The 18,401-nt window shown below is 74.1% G+C and carries 14 protein-coding genes; 10 read left to right on the top strand and 4 right to left on the bottom strand.

What is annotated here, in order from left to right; all coding sequences use genetic code 11:
* The first annotated feature begins 7 nt into the window (after positions 1-7).
* Entirely contained in the window at positions 8-337 is a 330-nt protein-coding gene (locus FB457_RS14410; RefSeq protein ID WP_145782121.1) for a hypothetical protein, read from the top strand.
* Here FB457_RS14410 and FB457_RS14405 read toward each other — a convergent pair.
* From FB457_RS14405 to FB457_RS14395, 3 genes are all read right to left on the bottom strand, one after another.
* Entirely contained in the window at positions 330-1,415 is a 1,086-nt protein-coding gene (locus tag FB457_RS14405) for a serine hydrolase domain-containing protein (protein ID WP_047016008.1), read from the bottom strand. The two genes, FB457_RS14410 and FB457_RS14405, sit on opposite strands and share 8 nt — an antisense overlap.
* Before the next feature lie 115 nt (positions 1,416-1,530).
* Complete coding sequence (locus FB457_RS14400; protein WP_047016007.1) at positions 1,531-1,974, bottom strand: SRPBCC domain-containing protein; 444 nt, start codon at positions 1,972-1,974, stop codon at positions 1,531-1,533.
* A gap of 5 nt (positions 1,975-1,979) precedes the next feature.
* Positions 1,980-2,315, bottom strand: coding sequence for an ArsR/SmtB family transcription factor (locus FB457_RS14395; RefSeq protein WP_047016006.1), 336 nt, complete (start codon positions 2,313-2,315; stop codon positions 1,980-1,982).
* 196 nt (positions 2,316-2,511) lie between these two features.
* On the opposite strand from FB457_RS14395, the gene FB457_RS14390 reads away from it, so the two are divergent.
* From FB457_RS14390 to FB457_RS14345, 9 genes are all read left to right on the top strand, one after another.
* The gene (locus tag FB457_RS14390) at positions 2,512-5,766 is read left to right on the top strand and encodes a GH116 family glycosyl hydrolase (RefSeq protein ID WP_047016005.1); all 3,255 of its coding nucleotides are present in this window, start codon (positions 2,512-2,514) and stop codon (positions 5,764-5,766) included.
* A 65-nt stretch (positions 5,767-5,831) separates the two neighbouring features.
* Positions 5,832-7,058 carry a GTP-binding protein gene (locus tag FB457_RS14385; protein ID WP_347612368.1) on the top strand — a complete coding sequence of 409 codons (1,227 nt, stop codon included), beginning with the start codon at positions 5,832-5,834 and terminating at the stop codon, positions 7,056-7,058.
* Between the two features lie 220 nt (positions 7,059-7,278).
* Positions 7,279-8,664, top strand: coding sequence for an MFS transporter (locus FB457_RS14380; RefSeq protein WP_047016004.1), 1,386 nt, complete (start codon positions 7,279-7,281; stop codon positions 8,662-8,664).
* A 51-nt stretch (positions 8,665-8,715) separates the two neighbouring features.
* A complete protein-coding gene (locus tag FB457_RS14375) occupies positions 8,716-9,864 on the top strand; it encodes a uroporphyrinogen-III synthase (protein WP_047016003.1) in 1,149 nt (382 codons plus the stop codon).
* Between the two features lie 70 nt (positions 9,865-9,934).
* Positions 9,935-10,483 (top strand): sigma-70 family RNA polymerase sigma factor, encoded by a 549-nt coding sequence (locus tag FB457_RS14370; RefSeq protein WP_145782117.1) that lies wholly within the window; start codon positions 9,935-9,937, stop codon positions 10,481-10,483.
* Positions 10,480-11,199 carry a zf-HC2 domain-containing protein gene (locus FB457_RS14365; protein ID WP_047016001.1) on the top strand — a complete coding sequence of 240 codons (720 nt, stop codon included), beginning with the start codon at positions 10,480-10,482 and terminating at the stop codon, positions 11,197-11,199. Before FB457_RS14370 ends, FB457_RS14365 begins: the two co-directional genes overlap by 4 nt.
* Positions 11,200-11,292: 93 nt before the next feature.
* A complete protein-coding gene (locus tag FB457_RS14360; RefSeq protein WP_047016000.1) occupies positions 11,293-13,581 on the top strand; it encodes a HelD family protein in 2,289 nt (762 codons plus the stop codon).
* A gap of 398 nt (positions 13,582-13,979) precedes the next feature.
* Positions 13,980-15,413, top strand: coding sequence for an NAD-dependent malic enzyme (locus FB457_RS14355; protein WP_047015999.1), 1,434 nt, complete (start codon positions 13,980-13,982; stop codon positions 15,411-15,413).
* 447 nt (positions 15,414-15,860) lie between these two features.
* The gene (locus FB457_RS14345) at positions 15,861-16,142 is read left to right on the top strand and encodes an HU family DNA-binding protein (protein WP_027741684.1); all 282 of its coding nucleotides are present in this window, start codon (positions 15,861-15,863) and stop codon (positions 16,140-16,142) included.
* Between the two features lie 118 nt (positions 16,143-16,260).
* Here FB457_RS14345 and murA read toward each other — a convergent pair whose 3' ends face one another.
* Positions 16,261-17,631 carry a UDP-N-acetylglucosamine 1-carboxyvinyltransferase gene (gene murA / locus FB457_RS14340; protein ID WP_047015998.1) on the bottom strand — a complete coding sequence of 457 codons (1,371 nt, stop codon included), beginning with the start codon at positions 17,629-17,631 and terminating at the stop codon, positions 16,261-16,263.
* Positions 17,632-18,401: the final 770 nt, after the last annotated feature.

Genomic DNA, 18,401 nt, shown 5'->3' with positions numbered 1-18,401 from the left:
CCTCGCCGTGAAGTCCGCCGTCAGCCTCCTGTTCCGCGTCGGTGCCCACCTCGGCAACGACGGCAACCCCCATCTCCTCCCGCCGCAGGAAGCCGCGCCCCGGCTGGGCGATGCCTCCCAGACCCGGGATCTCGCCTGGGAGGAGATGCTGTTGCTCGGCTCGCCCGAGGTGGTGGAGGCGGGCCGGGCGTGGGCAGGGGCGGTCGCGGCGATGGAGCGGTTCGTACGGGACGGGACTCGCGATCCGGGTGCGTGGCCGGCCGGGGCGGACGCGTCCTCGCGACTGCAACAGGGCCCCACCCGGCGCACCTGCGATCACGGCGACAGCATCAGGTGAGCAGGCCGAACTCGGCGGTCACCACGGCCGAGAGGCGTTGCGCGGTGGCGAAGTCGGGGGTGAGGCGGTTCTTGGTGACCGCGAACGACGTCTCCGTGGCGGGGTCGGCGTAGGCGTAGCTGCCCCCTCCGCCGGGCCAGCCGAAGGTGGTCGGTGCCTCGTCCGCCGGGGCGCCGAGGCGACCGAGCGGGTAGCCCAGGGCCAGCCGCGCGGGGTTGCCGAAAACCTGGTCGGTGCCCTCGAAGGCGACCGCCGTCAGCTCCTCCAGTTGCTCCGCGGCGATCAGCCGGCCGTCGAGGACCGCCGCGTAGACGGTCGCGATCCCCCGTGCGGTGAAGGTGCCCACGGACGGGACGTCGGCCTGGAGGAAGCCGGGGTCGTTGCCCATCGACGCGCGGGGTTGCCGTTCCCACGGGGCGAGGAGGCCGTCGTGCTCGGCCGGTTCCGCGGGCTGCGGCTCGGCGTCCTCCAGCCGGGCGAGCCGGGCGAACTCGGCCGGGGGCACGCCGAAGTACAGCTCACCGGCGATCCCGAGGGGCGAGGCGATCCAGTCGTGCAACAGCCGCCGCACCGGCTGCCCGGTGACCCGGCGCGCGATCTCGCCGACCAGGAAGCCGAAGGTGAAGGAGTGGTAGCCGGTCCGGGTGCCGGGCCGCCACCGCGGTTCCGCGCCGGCGAGGGCCGCGCAGATGCGTGGCCAGTCGGCGAGGTCGGCGGGGCCGATGCCGCCGGGCATCGCCGGCACTCCCACCGTGTGCGTCAGCACCTGCCGCAGGGTCGCGGTCTCCTTGCCGTGTGTCCCGAACTCCGGCCACACCTCCGCCACCGGCGTGTCGTAGCCGATCAGGCCGTCCCTGACCAGCAGGTGGGCGAGCAACGCGGTCACGCCCTTGGCTGTGGAGAAGCTGAAGAACAAGGTCTCCGGGGTCACCGGCCGTCCGGTCGTGCCGTCGGCCACGCCGGCGACGGCGTCGACGACCCGACGGCCCCGATGGTGGACGGCGACCTGCACGCCGGTCTCGGCCCCACCGGCGACCAGTTCGTCCAGGACGTCCTGGACCCGTTGCCGGAGGGTCATCACAGCTCGCCGCGCGGCACGGTGTGGCCGACGGCTGCGGAGGCGGCCAACCGGTGGCCGGACGCCCGGGTGCGGGTCTCCGGCGACTCGTGGGTCCGCCCGCCGCCGTCTACCGTCATCGCCCCGCCACCTGACGGCCGAGGGCGTCCAGCCAGTCGCCGGTGCCCTGCTCGCGCCACTCGGGCTGTTCCCGATCGTCGAGGAACGTGCCCTGTTCGGTGAGGACCAGGCTGGTCCCGTCGCCGTCACGGGTGAACCGCACGGTGGTCAGCGACACGGTCGACAGGACCTCGCCGGTGAACAGGGCCGTGGTGTAGACGATCCGCTCGTCAGGCACGATGTCGTGGTACTCGCTCCGCGCGACGAGGCCGGTCCCGTCGTCCCCGTGTACGGCCTCGGTGCCGCCGACCCGGAAGTCCAGCGTGTAGCGGTCGTCCTGGGCCGCGAACCACTTCGCCTTCGTGTCGCGGTCGGACCAGGCCGCGAAGACCGCGGCGGGGGAAGCGGCGTACGTCCGCTCCAGGGTGAACGTGCTGTGCTTCACCGGGTGGTCGGTCATGATCCTCACTCCTTCGTCTGATCGTCGAGGACCGCGCCGAGGCGGTCCAGGCGGTGCTCCCACGCCGTGCGCCGGCGCTGCAGCCACGCCTCGGCGCTCCGGAGGCCGGCCGGATCGAGTTGGCAGGTACGGACCCGCCCGGCCTTCTCCGACCGCACCAGCTCGCTGTCCTGCAGCACCCGCAGGTGCTGGACGGTCGCGGCGACGGTCACCCGGAGGTGGGCCGCCAGTTCGCTCACGGTGGCCGGGCCGTGGGTCAGGCGCTCGATCACCGCCCGCCGGTTCGCGTCCGCGAGCGCGTGGAACACCCGGTCCGCCGCCTCCGCCTCATACTTAAGCATGTACTTAACTTTACTCGTTCGAGCCGCGAAGTCGAGGAGGGTGCGAGTTTCCGGTCCCGGGGGCAACGCACCGGTCGCGCTGGACCGGGGAGGAGTGCACCGCCTTTCGTGCGCGGGGGGTTGACGGTCCCCGCGGGTGTCTCTAGCTTGCGAAATCGATTTCAGATCGTGGAGTCGAGGGATGCGGAGGGCCGCCATGACCGTCGACCGCGCCGGACGAGCCGGCGATCACGACTGCCGCCCCGGCACCGGCTGTTGCCCGCCGCACGGCTCCGCGGTGCCGGACGGGCTCAACCGGCGCGGGTTCGTCGCGCTCGGCGCCGCCGCCGCCGTGGCGCTGGGACTGCCGCCGCGCAGTGCCGTCGCGGTGCCCGCGGACAAAGGGCTGGGCGACGGGTGGTTCAAGGAGCTGCGGCGGCGGGGGGAGGCCACCGCGTACCGGGGGGACGCCCTGGAGAACGTCGGCATGCCCGTCGGCGGGATCGCGGCCGGGCAGGTGTACCTCGCCGGGGACGGGCGGTTGTGGCTGTGGGAGGTGGACAACCCCGACAGCTTCCCGTACGGCGGCGCCGACTGGCAGGGGATCCACTACGCGGAACCGCTGCCGGTGACCGCGCCGTTCGCCACCGGGTTCGCCCTGCGGTGGGCGTCGGCCGCGAGCGGCGGGACCGCCTCCCTCGACGGCGACGGCTTCGCCGACGTCGTCTTCCGCGGGCGCTACCCCCTCGGCACCGTCACCTACGCCGACCCGGGCGTCCCGCTCGCCGTCACCCTCGACGCGTACTCCCCCTTCATCCCCACCTCCGTCGACGACTCCTCGCTCCCCGTCACCGTCCTCGACTACACCCTCCGCAACACCGCGAACCGCCCGCTCACGGCCGAACTCCTCGGCTTCGCCGAGAACCCCGTGTGCCTGCGCAGCCGCACCGCCCAGCCGGTCACCCTCACCGCCGCCCCCTTCGAAGGCGCCGCCACCGGCGTGCAGTTCGGCGCCCGTGCGGGCACGAGTCCCGAGCCGCCGCGCGGGGAAATCGTTTTCGAGGACTGGGAGCGTACGGACTACTCCCGCTGGACCGCCACCGGCACCGCCTTCGGGCCCGGTCCCGTCACCGAGGCCGAGTGCCCCGACTACTTCAAGCGCTTCGGCGACCTCGGCGTCTCCGGCACCCGCTTCGTCACCTCCCACCACTTCCGCGCCGGCGGCGACGCCGCCGCGGCCGACGGGCACACGGGCAAGCTCGTGAGCGAGCCGTTCATCATCGAGCGCCGCTACATCGCCGTCGCCGTCGGCGGCGGCAGCCAGGCCGGCACGGCGTGCGTCAACGTCGTCGTCGACGGCGAGACCGTCGCCTCCTTCACCGGCCGCAACGCCGAGCCGATGAGCCCGCGCGCGTACGACGTCAGCGCCCACGAGGGCAAGCGGGCGACCATCGAGATCGTGGACGAGTCGACCGGCGGCTGGGGCCACGTCAACGTCGACCGGATCCGCTTCACCGACACCCCCGTCGCCGAACAGCCCCTCGGCGAGCTGACCGACCACGGCACCTTCGCGCTCGCCGCCGCCCACCCCGCCGCCCGCGTCCGGCCCTCCGTCGCCGACTGGTCCACCCCCGACGCGCTCTTCGACTCCGCCGACGCCCCCGCCGAGACGGACGGCGGCCGGGCCCGCCCCACCGGGGGCCAGGCCGGGACCGTCACCGTCCCCGTACGCCTCGCGCCCGGCGAGACCGCGCGCATCCGCTTCACCCTCGCCTGGCACTTCGACCGCGTCGACCGGCAGCTCTTCGGCTACCTCACCGGCGCCGGCTCGCTGCGCCGCCACTACGGCACCCGCTTCGCCGACGCCCGCGCCGCCGCCGCCCACACCGCGGCCCGCGGCGACGAACTCGCCGCGGCGACCCGGGAGTTCGTCCGCACCTGGTACGAGGACGCCACCCTCCCGCACTGGTTCCTCGAACGGACCCTGGCCCCCGCCTCCACCCTCGCCACCTCCACGGTCCACCGCTTCCAGGACGGCCGCTTCTACGCCTGGGAGGGCCTGTACTGCTGCGACGGCACCTGCACCCACGTGTGGAACTACGCCCAGTCCGCCGCCCGGCTCTTCCCCGCCCTGGAGCGCGACACCCGCGAGCGCGTCGACCTCGGGCTCGCCTTCCACGAGGACACCGGCGCCGTCGACTACCGCGGCGAGGCCGCCCGGCACGTCGCCCACGACGGCCAGTGCGGCAACGTGCTGCGCACGTACCGCGAACATCTCATGGCCCCCGACAGCGCCTTCCTCACCCGCGTCTGGCCGCGCGTGAAGAAGGCCACCGCGTACCTGATACGCGCCGACGCGCTCGACGGCCGGCCGGCGGACGGCGTCCTCGAAGGCGAGCAGTACCACACCCTCGACGCCTCCTGGTACGGCGAGATCCCCTGGATCTCCGGCCTCTACGTCGCCGCCCTGCACGCCGCCGCGGCCATGGCCGACGAGATGGCCGACGCCGCCTTCGCCGCCGAGTGCCGCGAGCTGGCCGCGCGCGGCACGAAGGAGCTGGAGGCGCGGATGTGGAACGAGCGCTACGGCTACTTCGAGCACCTCGTCGACCCGGCCCACGCCGACGCCATCAACTCGAACCGCGGCTGCCACATCGACCAGATGTACGGCGAGACGTACGCCTTCCAGCTCGGCCTGCCGCGCGTCTTCCCCGGGGACAAGGCGCGCACCGCGCTCGCGAACCTCTACCGGCACAACTTCCTGCCCGACGCGCAGTCCTACAAGGACGTCTCCGGCATCCCCGGCGGCCGGATCTACTCCACCGAGGGCGAGGCGGGCACCGTCATGTGCACCTGGCCGTTCGGCGGCAGCGACACCGCGCCCGGCGGCGGCGAGCCGTTCGCGATCGGGTACTTCAACGAGGTGTGGACCGGGCAGGAGTACCAGTTCGCCGCCCACCTCATGCACGAGGGCATGACAGACGAGGCCCTGGCCGTCACCCGCGCCGTGCACGACCGGCACAGCGCGGAGAAGCGGAACCCGTACAACGAGATCGAGTGCTCCGACCACTACGCGCGCGCCATGATGAGCCACGCCGTCTACCTCGCCGCGACCGGCTTCGACTACCACGGGCCGCACGGCCGGCTCGGCTTCGCGCCGCGGCTCGAAGAGGGCCAGGACTTCGCCGCGGCGTTCGTCACCGCGGAGGGCTGGGGGCTGTACCGCCAGCGGCGCCGGGGCCACACGCTGACCGCGCGCGCGGAGCTGCGCTACGGGACGCTGCGGCTCACCTCGCTTGCCGCGCCCGCCCGCGCCGGGGCGCGGGCGACGGCGGAGGCGATCGGGCGGGACGGGCGCCGGCGGCGGGTCGCGGTGCGGGGGGCGTCGGCCGGGAAGGGGCGGGTGGCGGCGGAGTTCGCCGAGGCGGTCACGCTACAGGCGGGGGAGACGCTGGAGGTGACGTACCGATGACGCGGCCGCGAACGCCGGACGCCCCGGGAACCTCCGCCGTTCCCGGCGCCGCCCCGGGCGGACCGGTGACCGCCCCCGTGAGCTTCGCCGTCGTCGGCGGGTTCCTCGGTGCCGGCAAGACGACCACCCTCGCCGCCCTCACCCGCGAACTGCGCGCCCGCGGGCGGCGGGTGGCGCTGGTCGCCAACGACCAGGGTGACGACCTCGTCGACACCCGCCTCGCCGAGGCCGCCGCCGGCTGGGCGGGGGAGGTCACCGGCGGCTGCTTCTGCTGCCGCTTCGAGGACCTGCTGGACGTCGTCACGCGGGCTGTCGAGGAGTACGGCGCGGACACGGTCCTCGCCGAGGCGGTCGGCAGTTGCACGGACCTCCAGGCCACGGTCGTACGGCCGTTGCGCCAGCGGTACGGGACGCGGTTCCGCGTCGCGCCGCTGCTGACGGTGGTGGATCCGGCCCGGTTCGCGGCCCTCGGCCGGGCCGGGGAGGCGGACCTCGCGTACCTCTTCGACCGGCAGCTCGCCGACGCGGACGTGATCGCGCTCAACAAGGCGGACGCCGTGGACCCGGCGCTGTCGGCCGCGGTACGGACCGCGCTGGCGTCCCTGCACCCGGGCAGACCGCTGCTGACGTACTCGGCCCGTACCGGCACGGGCCTGCCGGCCCTCGCCGAGACCCTGACGGGGCCCGCGGACGCCGTCCGCCACCCCGCTCCCGCGGACCCGACCGCCCCCGCCGGCCCGGCCGTCCACGCGGACTCCGCCGCTCCCGCGACGCCCCGCGTCACCGCCGCACCCGGCGCAAGCGCCGGCCGCGACCGCGACCTCGTCATCGACTACGACCGCTACGCCGCCGCCGAGGCCCGCCTCGCCTGGCTCAACCACACCGCCGAGGTCCGCGCCCCGCACTCCGCCGCCGGCTTCCCCTCCGCCCGCTGGGCCGCGACCCTGCTCGCCGAACTGACCGCCGGCGCCGCCCTCGTCGGTCACGCCAAGGTCCACCTCACCGCGCCCGACGGCCGGACGACGAAGGCGTCCGCGGTCGGCGACGGCCGGGCGCCGGCGGTGGACGCCGACGGCGGCGCGATGCGGTCGGCGCAGGCGGTGGTCAACGCGCGCCTCGCCTGCCCCGCGGCCGAGCTGGACGCCGCCCTGGCCGCCGCGGTGCGCGCCGCCGACGCCGTGGCGGGCGCGGCGACGACGGCGGCGGCGCCCCCCGCCGCGTTCCACCCCGCCTGCCCCCGCCCCGTCCATCGCCTTCCGGCCACCGCCCCGCCCCCTGTTACATCCAGGTGAATCCCGGTAAACGCCCTGGTCCAGCCCCTGAAGCAGGCCCGTCCACCCGCCTTGAGCACCGTTTCCTCACCTGTCAAGTCCCCCTTGAGTGAGGGCAAGGTTGCGCGTGCGTCACTTGTCAACACAGGGTGGAAACCCACCGTCCCTACGGTCACCCTGAACCAGATCCGCCGCCCCGCCCGCGGGTGCGGCACGCCGACGAAGGGCAGGGACGGCTGCGATGACCGGCTCCGGGCAGACCGCGCGCAAGGGGAAGCGCTGGATCGAGGAGTGGGATCCCGAGGACGAGGCGTTCTGGGCGGAGACGGGCGAGAAGACCGCCAACCGCAATCTCCTCTACTCCGTCTTCTCCGAGCACATCGGCTTCTCCATCTGGACTCTCTTCTCCGTCCTGGTCCTCTTCATGGGCGACGAGTACGGCATCGACGCCGCCGGGAAGTTCTTCCTCGTCTCCGTCGCCACCCTGGTCGGGGCCTGCGTGCGGGTGCCGTACACCTTCGCCGTCGCGCGCTTCGGCGGCCGCAACTGGACGGTGTTCAGCGCGCTGATGCTGCTCCTGCCGACCGCCGCCGCGTTCGCCGTGATGGAGCCCGGGACGTCGTATGGCACTTTCTTGCTGGTCGCCGCACTCGCCGGAGTCGGCGGGGGCAACTTCGCCTCCTCGATGACGAACATCAACGCCTTCTTCCCGCTGCACCGCAAGGGCTGGGCCCTCGGGCTCAACGCCGGCGGCGGCAACATCGGGGTGCCCGTCATCCAGCTCGTCGCGCTGCTCGTCATCGCCGTCGCGGGCGACGGGCGGCCGCGGGTGCTGCTGGGGATCTACATGCCGCTGATCGTGGTCGCCGCGGCGCTCGCGTGGTGGCGGATGGACAATCTGGCGCCGGTACGGAACGACACCGGGGCGGCGAAGGAGTCGGTCAGGGACGCGCACACGTGGATCATGGCGTTCCTGTACGTGGGCACTTTCGGCTCGTTCATCGGCTACAGCTTCGCCTTCGGTCTCGTGCTGCAGACCCAGTTCGACCGCACCCCGCTCCAGGCCGCGGCCGTGACGTTCATCGGGCCGCTGCTCGGGTCGGTGATCCGGCCGGTCGGCGGCTGGCTGGCGGACCGGTACGGCGGGGCGCGGATCACGCTGTGGAACTTCGCGGCCATGGCCGGCGCGACCTCCGTCGTCGTCTTCGCGTCCGTACGGGAGTCGCTGCCCGTGTACCTCGTGGGCTTCGTCGGGCTCTTCCTCTTCTCCGGGCTCGGCAACGGCTCCACGTACAAGATGATCCCCGGCATCTACCAGGCCAAGGCGATCGCCCTCGGGCTCCGCGGCGAGCAGGCCAACGCGTACGCGCGGCGGCTGTCCGGCGCCGCGATCGGGCTCATCGGCGCGGTCGGGGCGCTCGGCGGGCTCGGCATCAACCTCGCCTTCCGGCAGTCGTTCCTCTCCAACGGCAACGGCACGGCCGCCTGTGTGGCGTTCCTCGTCTTCTACGCTGTGTGCTTCGTGGTGACCTGGGTCGTGTACCTGCGCGGGCCGCGCACGCCCGCGGCGCGCGCCGACGGCGCGGACGGCCCGGATTCGCGGCAGCCCGCCTACGCGGGGGTCTGAGCGGAGCACCATGGCACGGCACGAACGGCACCGACCGGGGAGCAGCGAAACATGACCGTACCCGCCGAGGTCAAACCCCTGGAGGGCTTCTCCGTCGGAGTCACGGCCGCCCGCCGCGCGGACGAGCTGAGCACGCTGCTGGCCCGCCGCGGCGCGGTCGTGCACCGCGCGCCCGCGCTGCGGATCGTGCCCCTGCACGACGACGACGAACTGCTCCACACCACCAAGGCGCTCATCAGCGACCCTCCCGACGTCGTCCTCGCCACCACCGCCATCGGCTTCCGCGGCTGGGTCGAGGCCGCCGGCGGCTGGGGCCTCGGCGAGGCGCTGCTCGACAAGCTCGCGGGCGTCGAACTGCTGGCGCGCGGGCCCAAGGTGCGCGGCGCGATCCGGGCGGCGGGGCTGACCGAGTCGTGGTCGCCCGCGTCGGAGTCGATGGCGGAGGTGCTGGAGCGGCTGCTCGCCGAGGGCGCCGAGGGCCGGCGGGTGGCGCTCCAGCAGCACGGCGAGCCGCTGCCGGGCTTCGTCGAGTCGCTACGGGCCGCGGGGGCGGAGGTCATCGTCGTACCGGTCTACCGCTGGATGCCGCCGGAGGACCCCGCGCCGCTGGACCGGCTGCTGGAGGCGGTCGCCGCCCGCGGCGTGGACGCCGTGACGTTCACCAGCGCCCCGGCCGCCGCGAGCTTCCTGGACCGGGCCGCCGCCCGGCACTGCCGCGACGAGGTCCTCGACGCCCTCCGCCACGACGTGCTGCCCGCCTGCGTCGGGCCGCTCACGGCGCTGCCGCTGGAGCGGCACGACGTGCCGACCGCCCAGCCCGAGCGCTACCGCCTCGGGCCGCTCGTCCAGCTCGTCGCCCTCGAACTCCCCGGCCGCGTACGGACGCTGCCGGTGGCCGGCCACCGCATGGAGATCCGCGGCCACGCCGTGATCATCGACGGCGCGCTGCGCCCCGTGCCGCCGGCCGGCATGTCGCTGCTGCGCGCCCTGGCGCACCGGCCGGGGTGGGTCGTCTCCCGCGCGGAGCTGCTGCGCGCGCTGCCGGGCGCGGGCAGCGACGAGCACGCGGTGGAGACGGCGATGACCCGGCTGCGTACGGCACTGGGGGTGCCGAAGCTCATCCAGACCGTCGTCAAGCGCGGCTACCGGCTGTCCCTCGACCCGCACGCCGACACCAAATACGCCGAGATCCGGGCATAATGCCTTCGCGCGGGCGGACCGTTGAACGCCGCGGCGGCGATCCCCGTACTCCTCGACCCGGAGGTGAGGGATGCGGGACGATGCCGTGGTGGCAGCGCAGCGCTCGAAGCCGACTCCCGACGAGGAGTTGATGCGGGTCCTCTACCGCGAGCACGCGGGCCCGCTCTTCGGCTTCGTGCTGCGCCTGGTCGCCGGGGACCGGCACCGGGCGGAGGACGTCGTCCAGGAGACGCTGCTGCGCGCCTGGCGGCACGCCGACGAACTGGCGGCCGCGGACGGCTCCGTGCGGCCCTGGCTCGTCACCGTGGCCCGCCGGATAGTGATCGACGGGCACCGCAGCCGGCAGGCGCGCCCGCGCGAGACGGACCCCGCGCCGCTGGAGAGCCTCCCGGCCGCCGACGACACCGACCGGGTGCTGCGGCTGATGACGATCTCCGAAGCGCTCGACGACCTGACGCCCGCCCACCGCGCCGCGCTGGTGGAGACGTACTTCAAGGGCCGGACGGCGAACGAGGCGGCCGAGGTGCTGGGCATACCGGCGGGGACGGTGCGCTCACGGGTGTTCTACGCGCTGCGCTCGCTGCGGTTGTCGCTGGAGGAACGGGGAGTGGTGCCGTGACCGGCAAACGGCATCCGGACGTCGGGGCGTACGCGATCGGCGCGCTGGAGCACGACGAGGCGGAGCGGTTCGAGGAGCATCTGGCCGGCTGTGAGCGGTGCGCCGCGGCGCTGGCGGAACTGGTACCGGTCGCCGACATGCTGGCGGACGTACCGCCGCCGCAGGATCCGCCGCCGGGCGCGCTCGACCGGCTGCTGGCGGAGCTGACGGCGGTACGGGCCCGGCAGCGCCGGGTGCGCAGGCGGCTGGTCGTCGCGGTGACGGCGGCGGCGGTGGTGGCGGTCGCGGCGCCGGTGGTGACGGCGGTGGTGCTCACCGGCGAAGAACCGGCGCCGGAGCAGCGGCGCGCGGACGTCGCGGGGCAGGAGGTCAGGGCCGTGGACCCGGAGACGGGTGTGGAGGCCAGGATCAGCATGCGCCCGGTGACCTGGGGCACGAGCGTGGACCTGGACCTGCGCGGGGTGAGCGGCCCGCGCCGCTGCGACCTCCAGGCGGTGGGCAGGGACGGCTCGCACGAGACGGTCACGAGCTGGGGCGTCCCGGCGGACGGCTACGGCGCGGGAGACGGCAGGAACGCGGGCGCGAGCGGCCGGGGCGGCGGCACCAGCCTGCGGACCTCGGGCGGCACGAGCATGTCGCCGGACGACATCGACCACTTCGAGGTGGTCACGTCGGAGGGCGACAGGCTGGTGATCGTCCCGGCAGAAGCGGGCTGACCCCACACCCCCGCCGACCTGGGCTGACCTCCGGCCGCCTCCTCGCGAGAGGTAAGATGAACGGCTGCCTTTTCCGCACGAAGGGGGCCGCGGGTGACCGCGCACATCACCGCCCCGGACTCCGTCCGGGATCGCGAGATCCAGGCTGAGCAGGAACATCTGGACCGCGTGTACGACCGCCTTGAGGAGAAGATCCACGAGGCGGAGTTCCTCATGAGCGACGCCGCCAAGCGCGGCCAGGTCGGCACCCCCGGCGCGCTCGCCGAGCGCGACGCCCAGGTCTTCCGCGCCGGCGTCCATCTCAACCGCCTGAACAGCGAGTTCGAGGACTTCCTCTTCGGCCGCATCGACCTCCTGCCCGGCAAGGACGGCGTCCGCGGCCCCGACGGCGCGTACACCTCCGTCGAGCCCGCCGACGACGCCGTATCGCCCTCCGGTGCAGGCGGCGAGCAGCGCGCCCGCATCGCGGAGACCCTGCACATCGGCCGCCTCGGCGTCCTCGACGCCGACTACGCCCCGCTGGTCATCGACTGGCGCGCCCCCGCCGCCGCGCCCTTCTACCGCGCCACCCCCGTCGCCCCCGGCCGGGTCGTGCGCCGCCGCGTGATCCGCTCCAAGGGCCGCCGGGTGCTCGGCGTCGAGGACGACCTGCTGCGGCCCGAGCTGTCGGTGACGCTCGAAGGCGCCGCGCTGCCCGTCGTCGGCGACGGCGCGCTGATGGCGGCCCTGGGCCGGGCCCGTACGCACGCGATGCGCGACATCGTCTCCTCCATCCAGGCCGAGCAGGACACCGTCATCCGAGCCCCCGCCGCGTCCGTCACGGAGGTCGAGGGCGGCCCCGGCACCGGCAAGACGGCGGTGGCGCTGCACCGCGCCGCGTACCTGCTGTACCAGGACCGGCGGCGGTACGCGGGCGGGATCCTCGTCGTCAGCCCGACGCCGCTGCTCGTGGCGTACACCGAGGGCGTGCTGCCGTCGCTGGGCGAGGAGGGGCAGGTCGCGATCCGGGCGGTGGGCTCGCTCGTCGAAGGTGCGGAGGCGACGCTGTACGACGAGCCGCGGGTGGCCCGGGTCAAGGGCTCGGCGCGGATGGTGCGGGTGCTGCGCCGCGCCGCGCGCGGGGCGCTGACGGCGGGCGAGGTGCCGCAGCGGCTGCGGGTGGTCGCGTTCGGCGCCCGGGTGGAGCTGGACGCGCGGGACCTGCGGCGCGTACGGCAGGCGGTGCTCGGCGGCACGGCGCCGGTGAACCTGCTGCGGGCCAGGGCCCGCCGCTTCCTGCTGGACGCGCTCTGGCAGAAGTCCGGCGCCCGGCCGCGCTACGACGACCCGGAGCTGGCGGCGGAGGCGCGGGCGGGGTTCGACGAGGACATCTCCACGGAGGACGACTTCCTCGCCTTCCTCGACGCCTGGTGGCCGGAGTTGACGCCGCGCGTGGTGCTCGCCGCGCTCGCCGACGAGCGGCGGCTCGCGGGCTTCGCGCGGCGCGTGCTGAACCCGGGCGAGGTCCGCGGCCTCGCCCGCTCGCTGGCCCGGGACGGGCTGACCGTGCACGACGTGGCGCTGCTGGACGAGTTGCAGGTGCTGCTCGGCGCGCCCGCGAAGCCGGCCAGGCCGCGGGAGCTGGACCCGCTGGACCAGTTGACGGGCCTGGAGGAGCTGACGACGTACGGGGAGCGCACCGCGCCCGCCGTGCGCCGCCGCGACGAGGAGCGGCAGGAGTACGCGCACGTCATCGTCGACGAGGCGCAGGACCTGACGCCGATGCAGTGGCGGATGGTGGGCCGCCGCGGGCGGCACGCGACGTGGACGGTCGTCGGCGACCCGGCGCAGAGCTCGTGGCCGGACCCGGAGGAGGCGGCCGCGGCCCGTACGGAGGCGCTGGGCAGCCGCCCGCGGCGCCGCTTCACGCTGACCGTCAACTACCGCAACCCGGCGGAGATCGCCGAGGTCGCCTCCCGGGTCCTGGCGCTGGCCATGCCCGGCACCGAGCCTCCGGAGGCGGTGCGGTCGACCGGGGTGGTGCCGGCGTTCGCGGCGGCGGGGGCGGATCCGTACGACACGGTGCGCGCGGAGGTCGGGCGGCTGCTGGCGGACGTCGACGGCACGGTGGGCGTCGTCGTGCCCATGGGCCGCCGCGAGGAGGCCCGCGCCCGGCTCGCGGAGCTGGGGGAGCGGGTGGTGGTGCTGGGCAGCCTGGAGGCAAAAGGGCTGGAGTACGACGCGACGGTGGTGCTCTCGCCCGCGGAGATGGCCGACGAGTCGCCCGCGGGCCTGCGGGTGCTGTACGTGGCCCTCACCCGGGCGACCCAGCGGCTGACGGTCGTCTCCACGGCCCCCGACCTCCCGGACGCCGACGGCGTCCCCGACCTGCTTCGTCCGTGAGAAGGCGGCGCAGGTGCCGCAGGACGGGAATGGCCTTACGGGCAGGGTTTGTTAGCCTGAGTGTGGCACCGGCCCGATCCATGCCCCCGGGCCCAACCATCGGCGCTTCGAGCGCCCACTTGCCGCGAGGCGAGCTGGCGGGTCGGTGCCACCAGGCTTGTACGGGCCGGGTGTGCCGCAGCAGCCGCGCACCCGGCCCGCGGCCTTTCCGCAGCCCGTCCCGACCCGCCATCCGGCCCATCTCCCCGGCTCGTACCCCGCGATACCGTTTCGCGGAAAGATGATTCCGCCTTCCGGAGGGTTTCCGGATACCACCCGGTAGGTGCGACCATCGATCCGATCCGCAGCGGGGCGTGTCGCGCCCCGTGGCTTCACCACACAAGAGGGAACACACGGCCATGGCAACGGCGCCAAGCGTCTCCTACTCGAACACGGTCCGGCTGGAGGTCCCGGCGGGGGGCAACGCCGTCAGCCAGCTCACCTCCGCCGTCGAGTCCTCCGGCGGCAGCGTCACCGGCCTCGACGTCACCGCCTCGGGACACGAGCGGCTGCGCATCGACGTCACCATCGCCGCGGCCTCGACCGACCACGCGCGCTCCATCGTCGAGAAGCTCCGCGGCATCGAGGGCGTCGTCGTCGGCAAGGTCTCCGACCGTACGTTCCTCATGCACCTCGGCGGCAAGATCGAGATGCAGTCCAAGCACCCGATCCGCAACCGCGACGACCTGTCGATGATCTACACCCCCGGCGTCGCCCGCGTCTGCATGCAGATCGCCGAGAACCCCGAGGACGCCCGCCGGCTCACCATCAAGCGCAACAGCGTCGCCGTCGTCACCGACGGCTCCGCCGTCCTGGGCCTGGGCAACATCGGCCCCAAGGCCGCGCTGCCGGTGATGGAGGGCAAGGCGGCGCTCTTCAAGCGGTTCGCGAGCATCGACGCCTGGCCGCTCTGCCTGGACACCCAGGACACCGACGCCATCGTGGAGATCGTCAAGGCCATCGCCCCCGGCTTCGCCGGCATCAACCTGGAGGACATCTCCGCGCCCCGCTGCTTCGAGATCGAGGCGCGGCTGCGCGAGGCGCTGGACATCCCCGTCTTCCACGACGACCAGCACGGCACCGCCATCGTCGTGCTCGCCGCGCTCACCAACGCGCTGCGCGTGGTCGGCAAGGAACTGGCCGACGTGCGCGTGGTGATGTCCGGGGCCGGCGCCGCCGGCACGGCGATCCTCAAGCTGCTGATCGACGCCGGCGCCAAGCACGCCGTCGTCGCCGACATCAACGGCGTCGTCCACTCGGGCCGTGCCGACCTGGTGGACGCCCCGCCTGGCAGCGCGCTGCGCTGGATCGCGGAGAACACCAACCGCGACGGCCTCACCGGTACCCTCAAGGACGCCGTGCGCGGCGCGGACGTCTTCATCGGCGTCTCCGCCCCCGACGTCATCGACGGCGGCGACGTGGCCGCCATGGCGTCCGACGCGATCGTCTTCGCGCTGGCCAACCCCGACCCCGAGGTCGACCCGGCCGCCGCCCGCGAGCACGCCGCCGTCGTCGCCACCGGCCGCAGCGACTTCCCGAACCAGATCAACAACGTGCTCGTCTTCCCCGGCGTCTTCCGCGGCCTGCTCGACGCGCACTCGCGGACCGTCAACTCCGAGATGATGATCGCCGCGGCCCGCGCCATCGCCGACGTCGTCCACGGCGACGAGCTGAACCCGAACTACATCATCCCGAGCGTCTTCAACGACCGGGTCGCCCCCACGGTCGCCGACGCCGTCCGCGACGCCGCCCAGGCCGCGGGCGTGACGGCACCGCCCACCACCGGGCCGTAACCGCCCCTGCACCCCGCGTGGGAACGGGCCGGGCCCCGGCGCGTCGGCTGGCTTTCGCGCCGCGCGTACGTCATAAGTGTGCGGATGGACGGGCTGCGGTGCACGACGCGCCAGGGTCTGTCGTCGATCTCGCGTCGTTCGCCCGAAGGGCGGGCGGCGCGGCGGCTGGTGCGTGCGATCGCAAGGCGGAGGGTCGTCCTCATAGTGGGCCTATCAGGGCGATCCCGACAACGCGGCGAGCGTGCGTGCCAGGCGTCGCGACGCAGGCGGGAGCTTGACGACAGGCCCTGGGGGCGCCGGATTGGCGTTTCCGCCGCAGGTGAGGGCAGGATGCGTAGTCGGGCGCGAGGCGCTGTCACGGGACCCGGTTACGGGGACTGTCAGCGGGTCCTGGCAGCATCGGCTTTGATCTCACGCCTCAATGGCAAGAAAACACGGGAGACAGATATGAACCGCAGTGAGCTGGTGGCCGCGATCGCAGAGCGCGCCGAGGTGACCCGCAAGGACGCCGACGCCGTGGTGGCCGCCCTCGCCGAGGTCGCCGGGGAGGTCGTCAGCAAGGGCGACGAGAGGATCACCATCCCCGGCTTCCTGACCTTCGAGCGCACGCACCGCAAGGCGCGCTCCGCCCGCAACCCGCAGACCGGCGAGCCGATCCAGATTCCCGCTGGTTACAGCGTGAAGGTCACGGCCGGCTCGAAGCTCAAGGAAGCGGCGAAGGGCAAGTAAGGCCCGCAGACCGAAGCAGGAGGGCGGCCGGACCCAGCGGGGGCGGCCGCCCTTCGCCTGTCCGGCCGCCCTCGTTCGTACGCGTACGCCCCCGTACGCGTACGGGGGCGGGCGGCGCTCAGCCGGCCGCGGCTGCCGCGGAGGCTGCGGCGGGGACGTCCGGCAGCTCCGCTCGGGCGCCGAGGTCCGCGAGCTTCTGCAGGAAGTTCTCGTAGCCGCGGTTGATCAGGTCGATGCCGTGCACCCGCGAAGTGCCCTGGGCCGCCAGCGCCGCGATGAGGTAGGAGAAGCCGCCGCGGAGGTCCGGGATGACCAGGTCGGCGCCCTCCAGCTTGGTCGGTCCCGACACGACCGCGGAGTGCAGGAAGTTACGCTGCCCGAAGCGGCAGGGGGTGCCGCCCAGGCACTCGCGGTAGAGCTGGATGTGCGCGCCCATCTGGTTGAGTGCGGAGGTGAAGCCGAGGCGGGACTCGTAGACCGTCTCGTGCACGATCGACAGCCCCGACGCCTGCGTGAGGGCGACGACCAGCGGCTGCTGCCAGTCGGTCTGGAAGCCGGGGTGGACGTCGGTCTCCAGCGCGATGGCGTTCAGCGGCCCGCCGGGGTGCCAGAAGCGGATGCCCTCGTCGCCGATGTCGAACGCGCCGCCGACCTTCCGGAAGGTGTTGAGGAACGTCATCATCGAGCGCTGCAGCGCGCCGCGGACGAAGACGTCGCCCTCGGTCGCCAGCGCCGCGGACGCCCAGGAGGCGGCCTCCAGCCGGTCCGGCAGGGCGCGGTGGGTGTAGCCGCCGAGCTGGTCCACGCCGGTGATGCGGATGGTCCTGTCGGTGTCCATCGCGATGATCGCGCCCATCTTCTGCAGGACGCAGATGAGGTCCTCGATCTCCGGCTCGACGGCCGCGTTGGACAACTCGGTGACGCCCTCGGCGAGCACGGCGGTCAGCAGCACCTGCTCGGTGGCACCCACCGAGGGGTAGGGCAGCCGGATCTTCGTGCCGCGCAGCCGCTGCGGCGCCTCCAGGTACTGCCCGTCGGCGCGCTTGTCGATCCGGGCGCCGAACTGGCGCAGCACGTCGAAGTGGAAGTCGATGGGCCGGCCGCCGATGTCGCAGCCGCCGAGGCCGGGGATGAAGGCGTGGCCGAGGCGGTGCAGCAGGGGGCCGCAGAAGAGGATCGGGATACGGGACGAGCCCGCGTGCGCGTCGATGTCGGCGACGTGCGCGCTTTCGACGTGCGTCGGGTCGAGCACCAGCTCACCGGGCTCGTCGCCCGGACGCACGGTCACGCCGTGGAGCTGGAGCAGACCGCGCACCACCCGCACGTCGCGGATGTCCGGGACGTTGCGCAGCCGGCTGGGGGAACTGCCGAGCAGCGCGGCGACCATCGCCTTGGGCACGAGGTTCTTGGCCCCGCGGACGTGGATCTCGCCGCGGAGGGGCGTACCGCCGTGGACGAGGAGGACATCGGCGCTGTCAGGAGCTGTCATGAGGCTCGCGATCCTGGAGACGGACGGGGACAGACAGAAATGCTAATGCCCCGCACACCCCCTTCCCCCGGGCCGGGGCGGGGCGGGGGACGTCATGAATTCGCTACAGATCCGGAGGGACGAACGCGGGGGACTCCGCGTACGGCGCCGGGCCGCACAGGGTGACGGGGTGGGGGACGGCGGGGCGCCGGGGCGGGGGCGGAGCCCTTGGGGCGTCCGGGTGAGTGGTGAGCGCCGGGGCGTGGAGGGAGCGCTGATGCCGGGGCGGCCCAGGTGGGCGCGCTCGGGAGTCGGGCGCCTGCGGCGGGGCGGGGTGGGAACCGGAGGCCCGGGGGACCTGGGGGCTGGTGTGGGGTTGCGCCTGACGGGTTCGGGCCCGGTGGGTGGGGCGCGTCCCCCGCGGGTTCGCGTGCGGCTGCGGGGTGCCGGGTCTCTGGGGGCGGAGCCCCGTGGGTCTGCGCGGGCGCGCGTGGCGGGGGCCTGGGGGCGGAGCCCCCGGTGGAGAAGCGGTGGGCACGGGGAGAGTCCCCTCGCCCCGTGCCCGGGGCTCCAGGGTGCGAGCCCCGGGCACGGGGCGGGTTGGGGGACCTGGGGGCGGAGCCCCCGGAGGCCCGCGCGGGCCCGCGCGGACGGGGGGCCGGGGCGGAGTCCCCGGGTTCGGGGAGGGGCGGGGGAGAGTCCCCGTCCCCCGGCGGGTGGGGACGTGGAGGGGTCCGGAAGCCCCGGGGTGCGCGCCTTGGGTGCGCCGGTGCGTGCCCCCTGGGTCGCGA

The sequence above is a fragment of the Streptomyces sp. CNZ287 genome, assembly GCF_007827615.1.
This window is presented reverse-complemented; position numbering and strand designations above follow the sequence as displayed.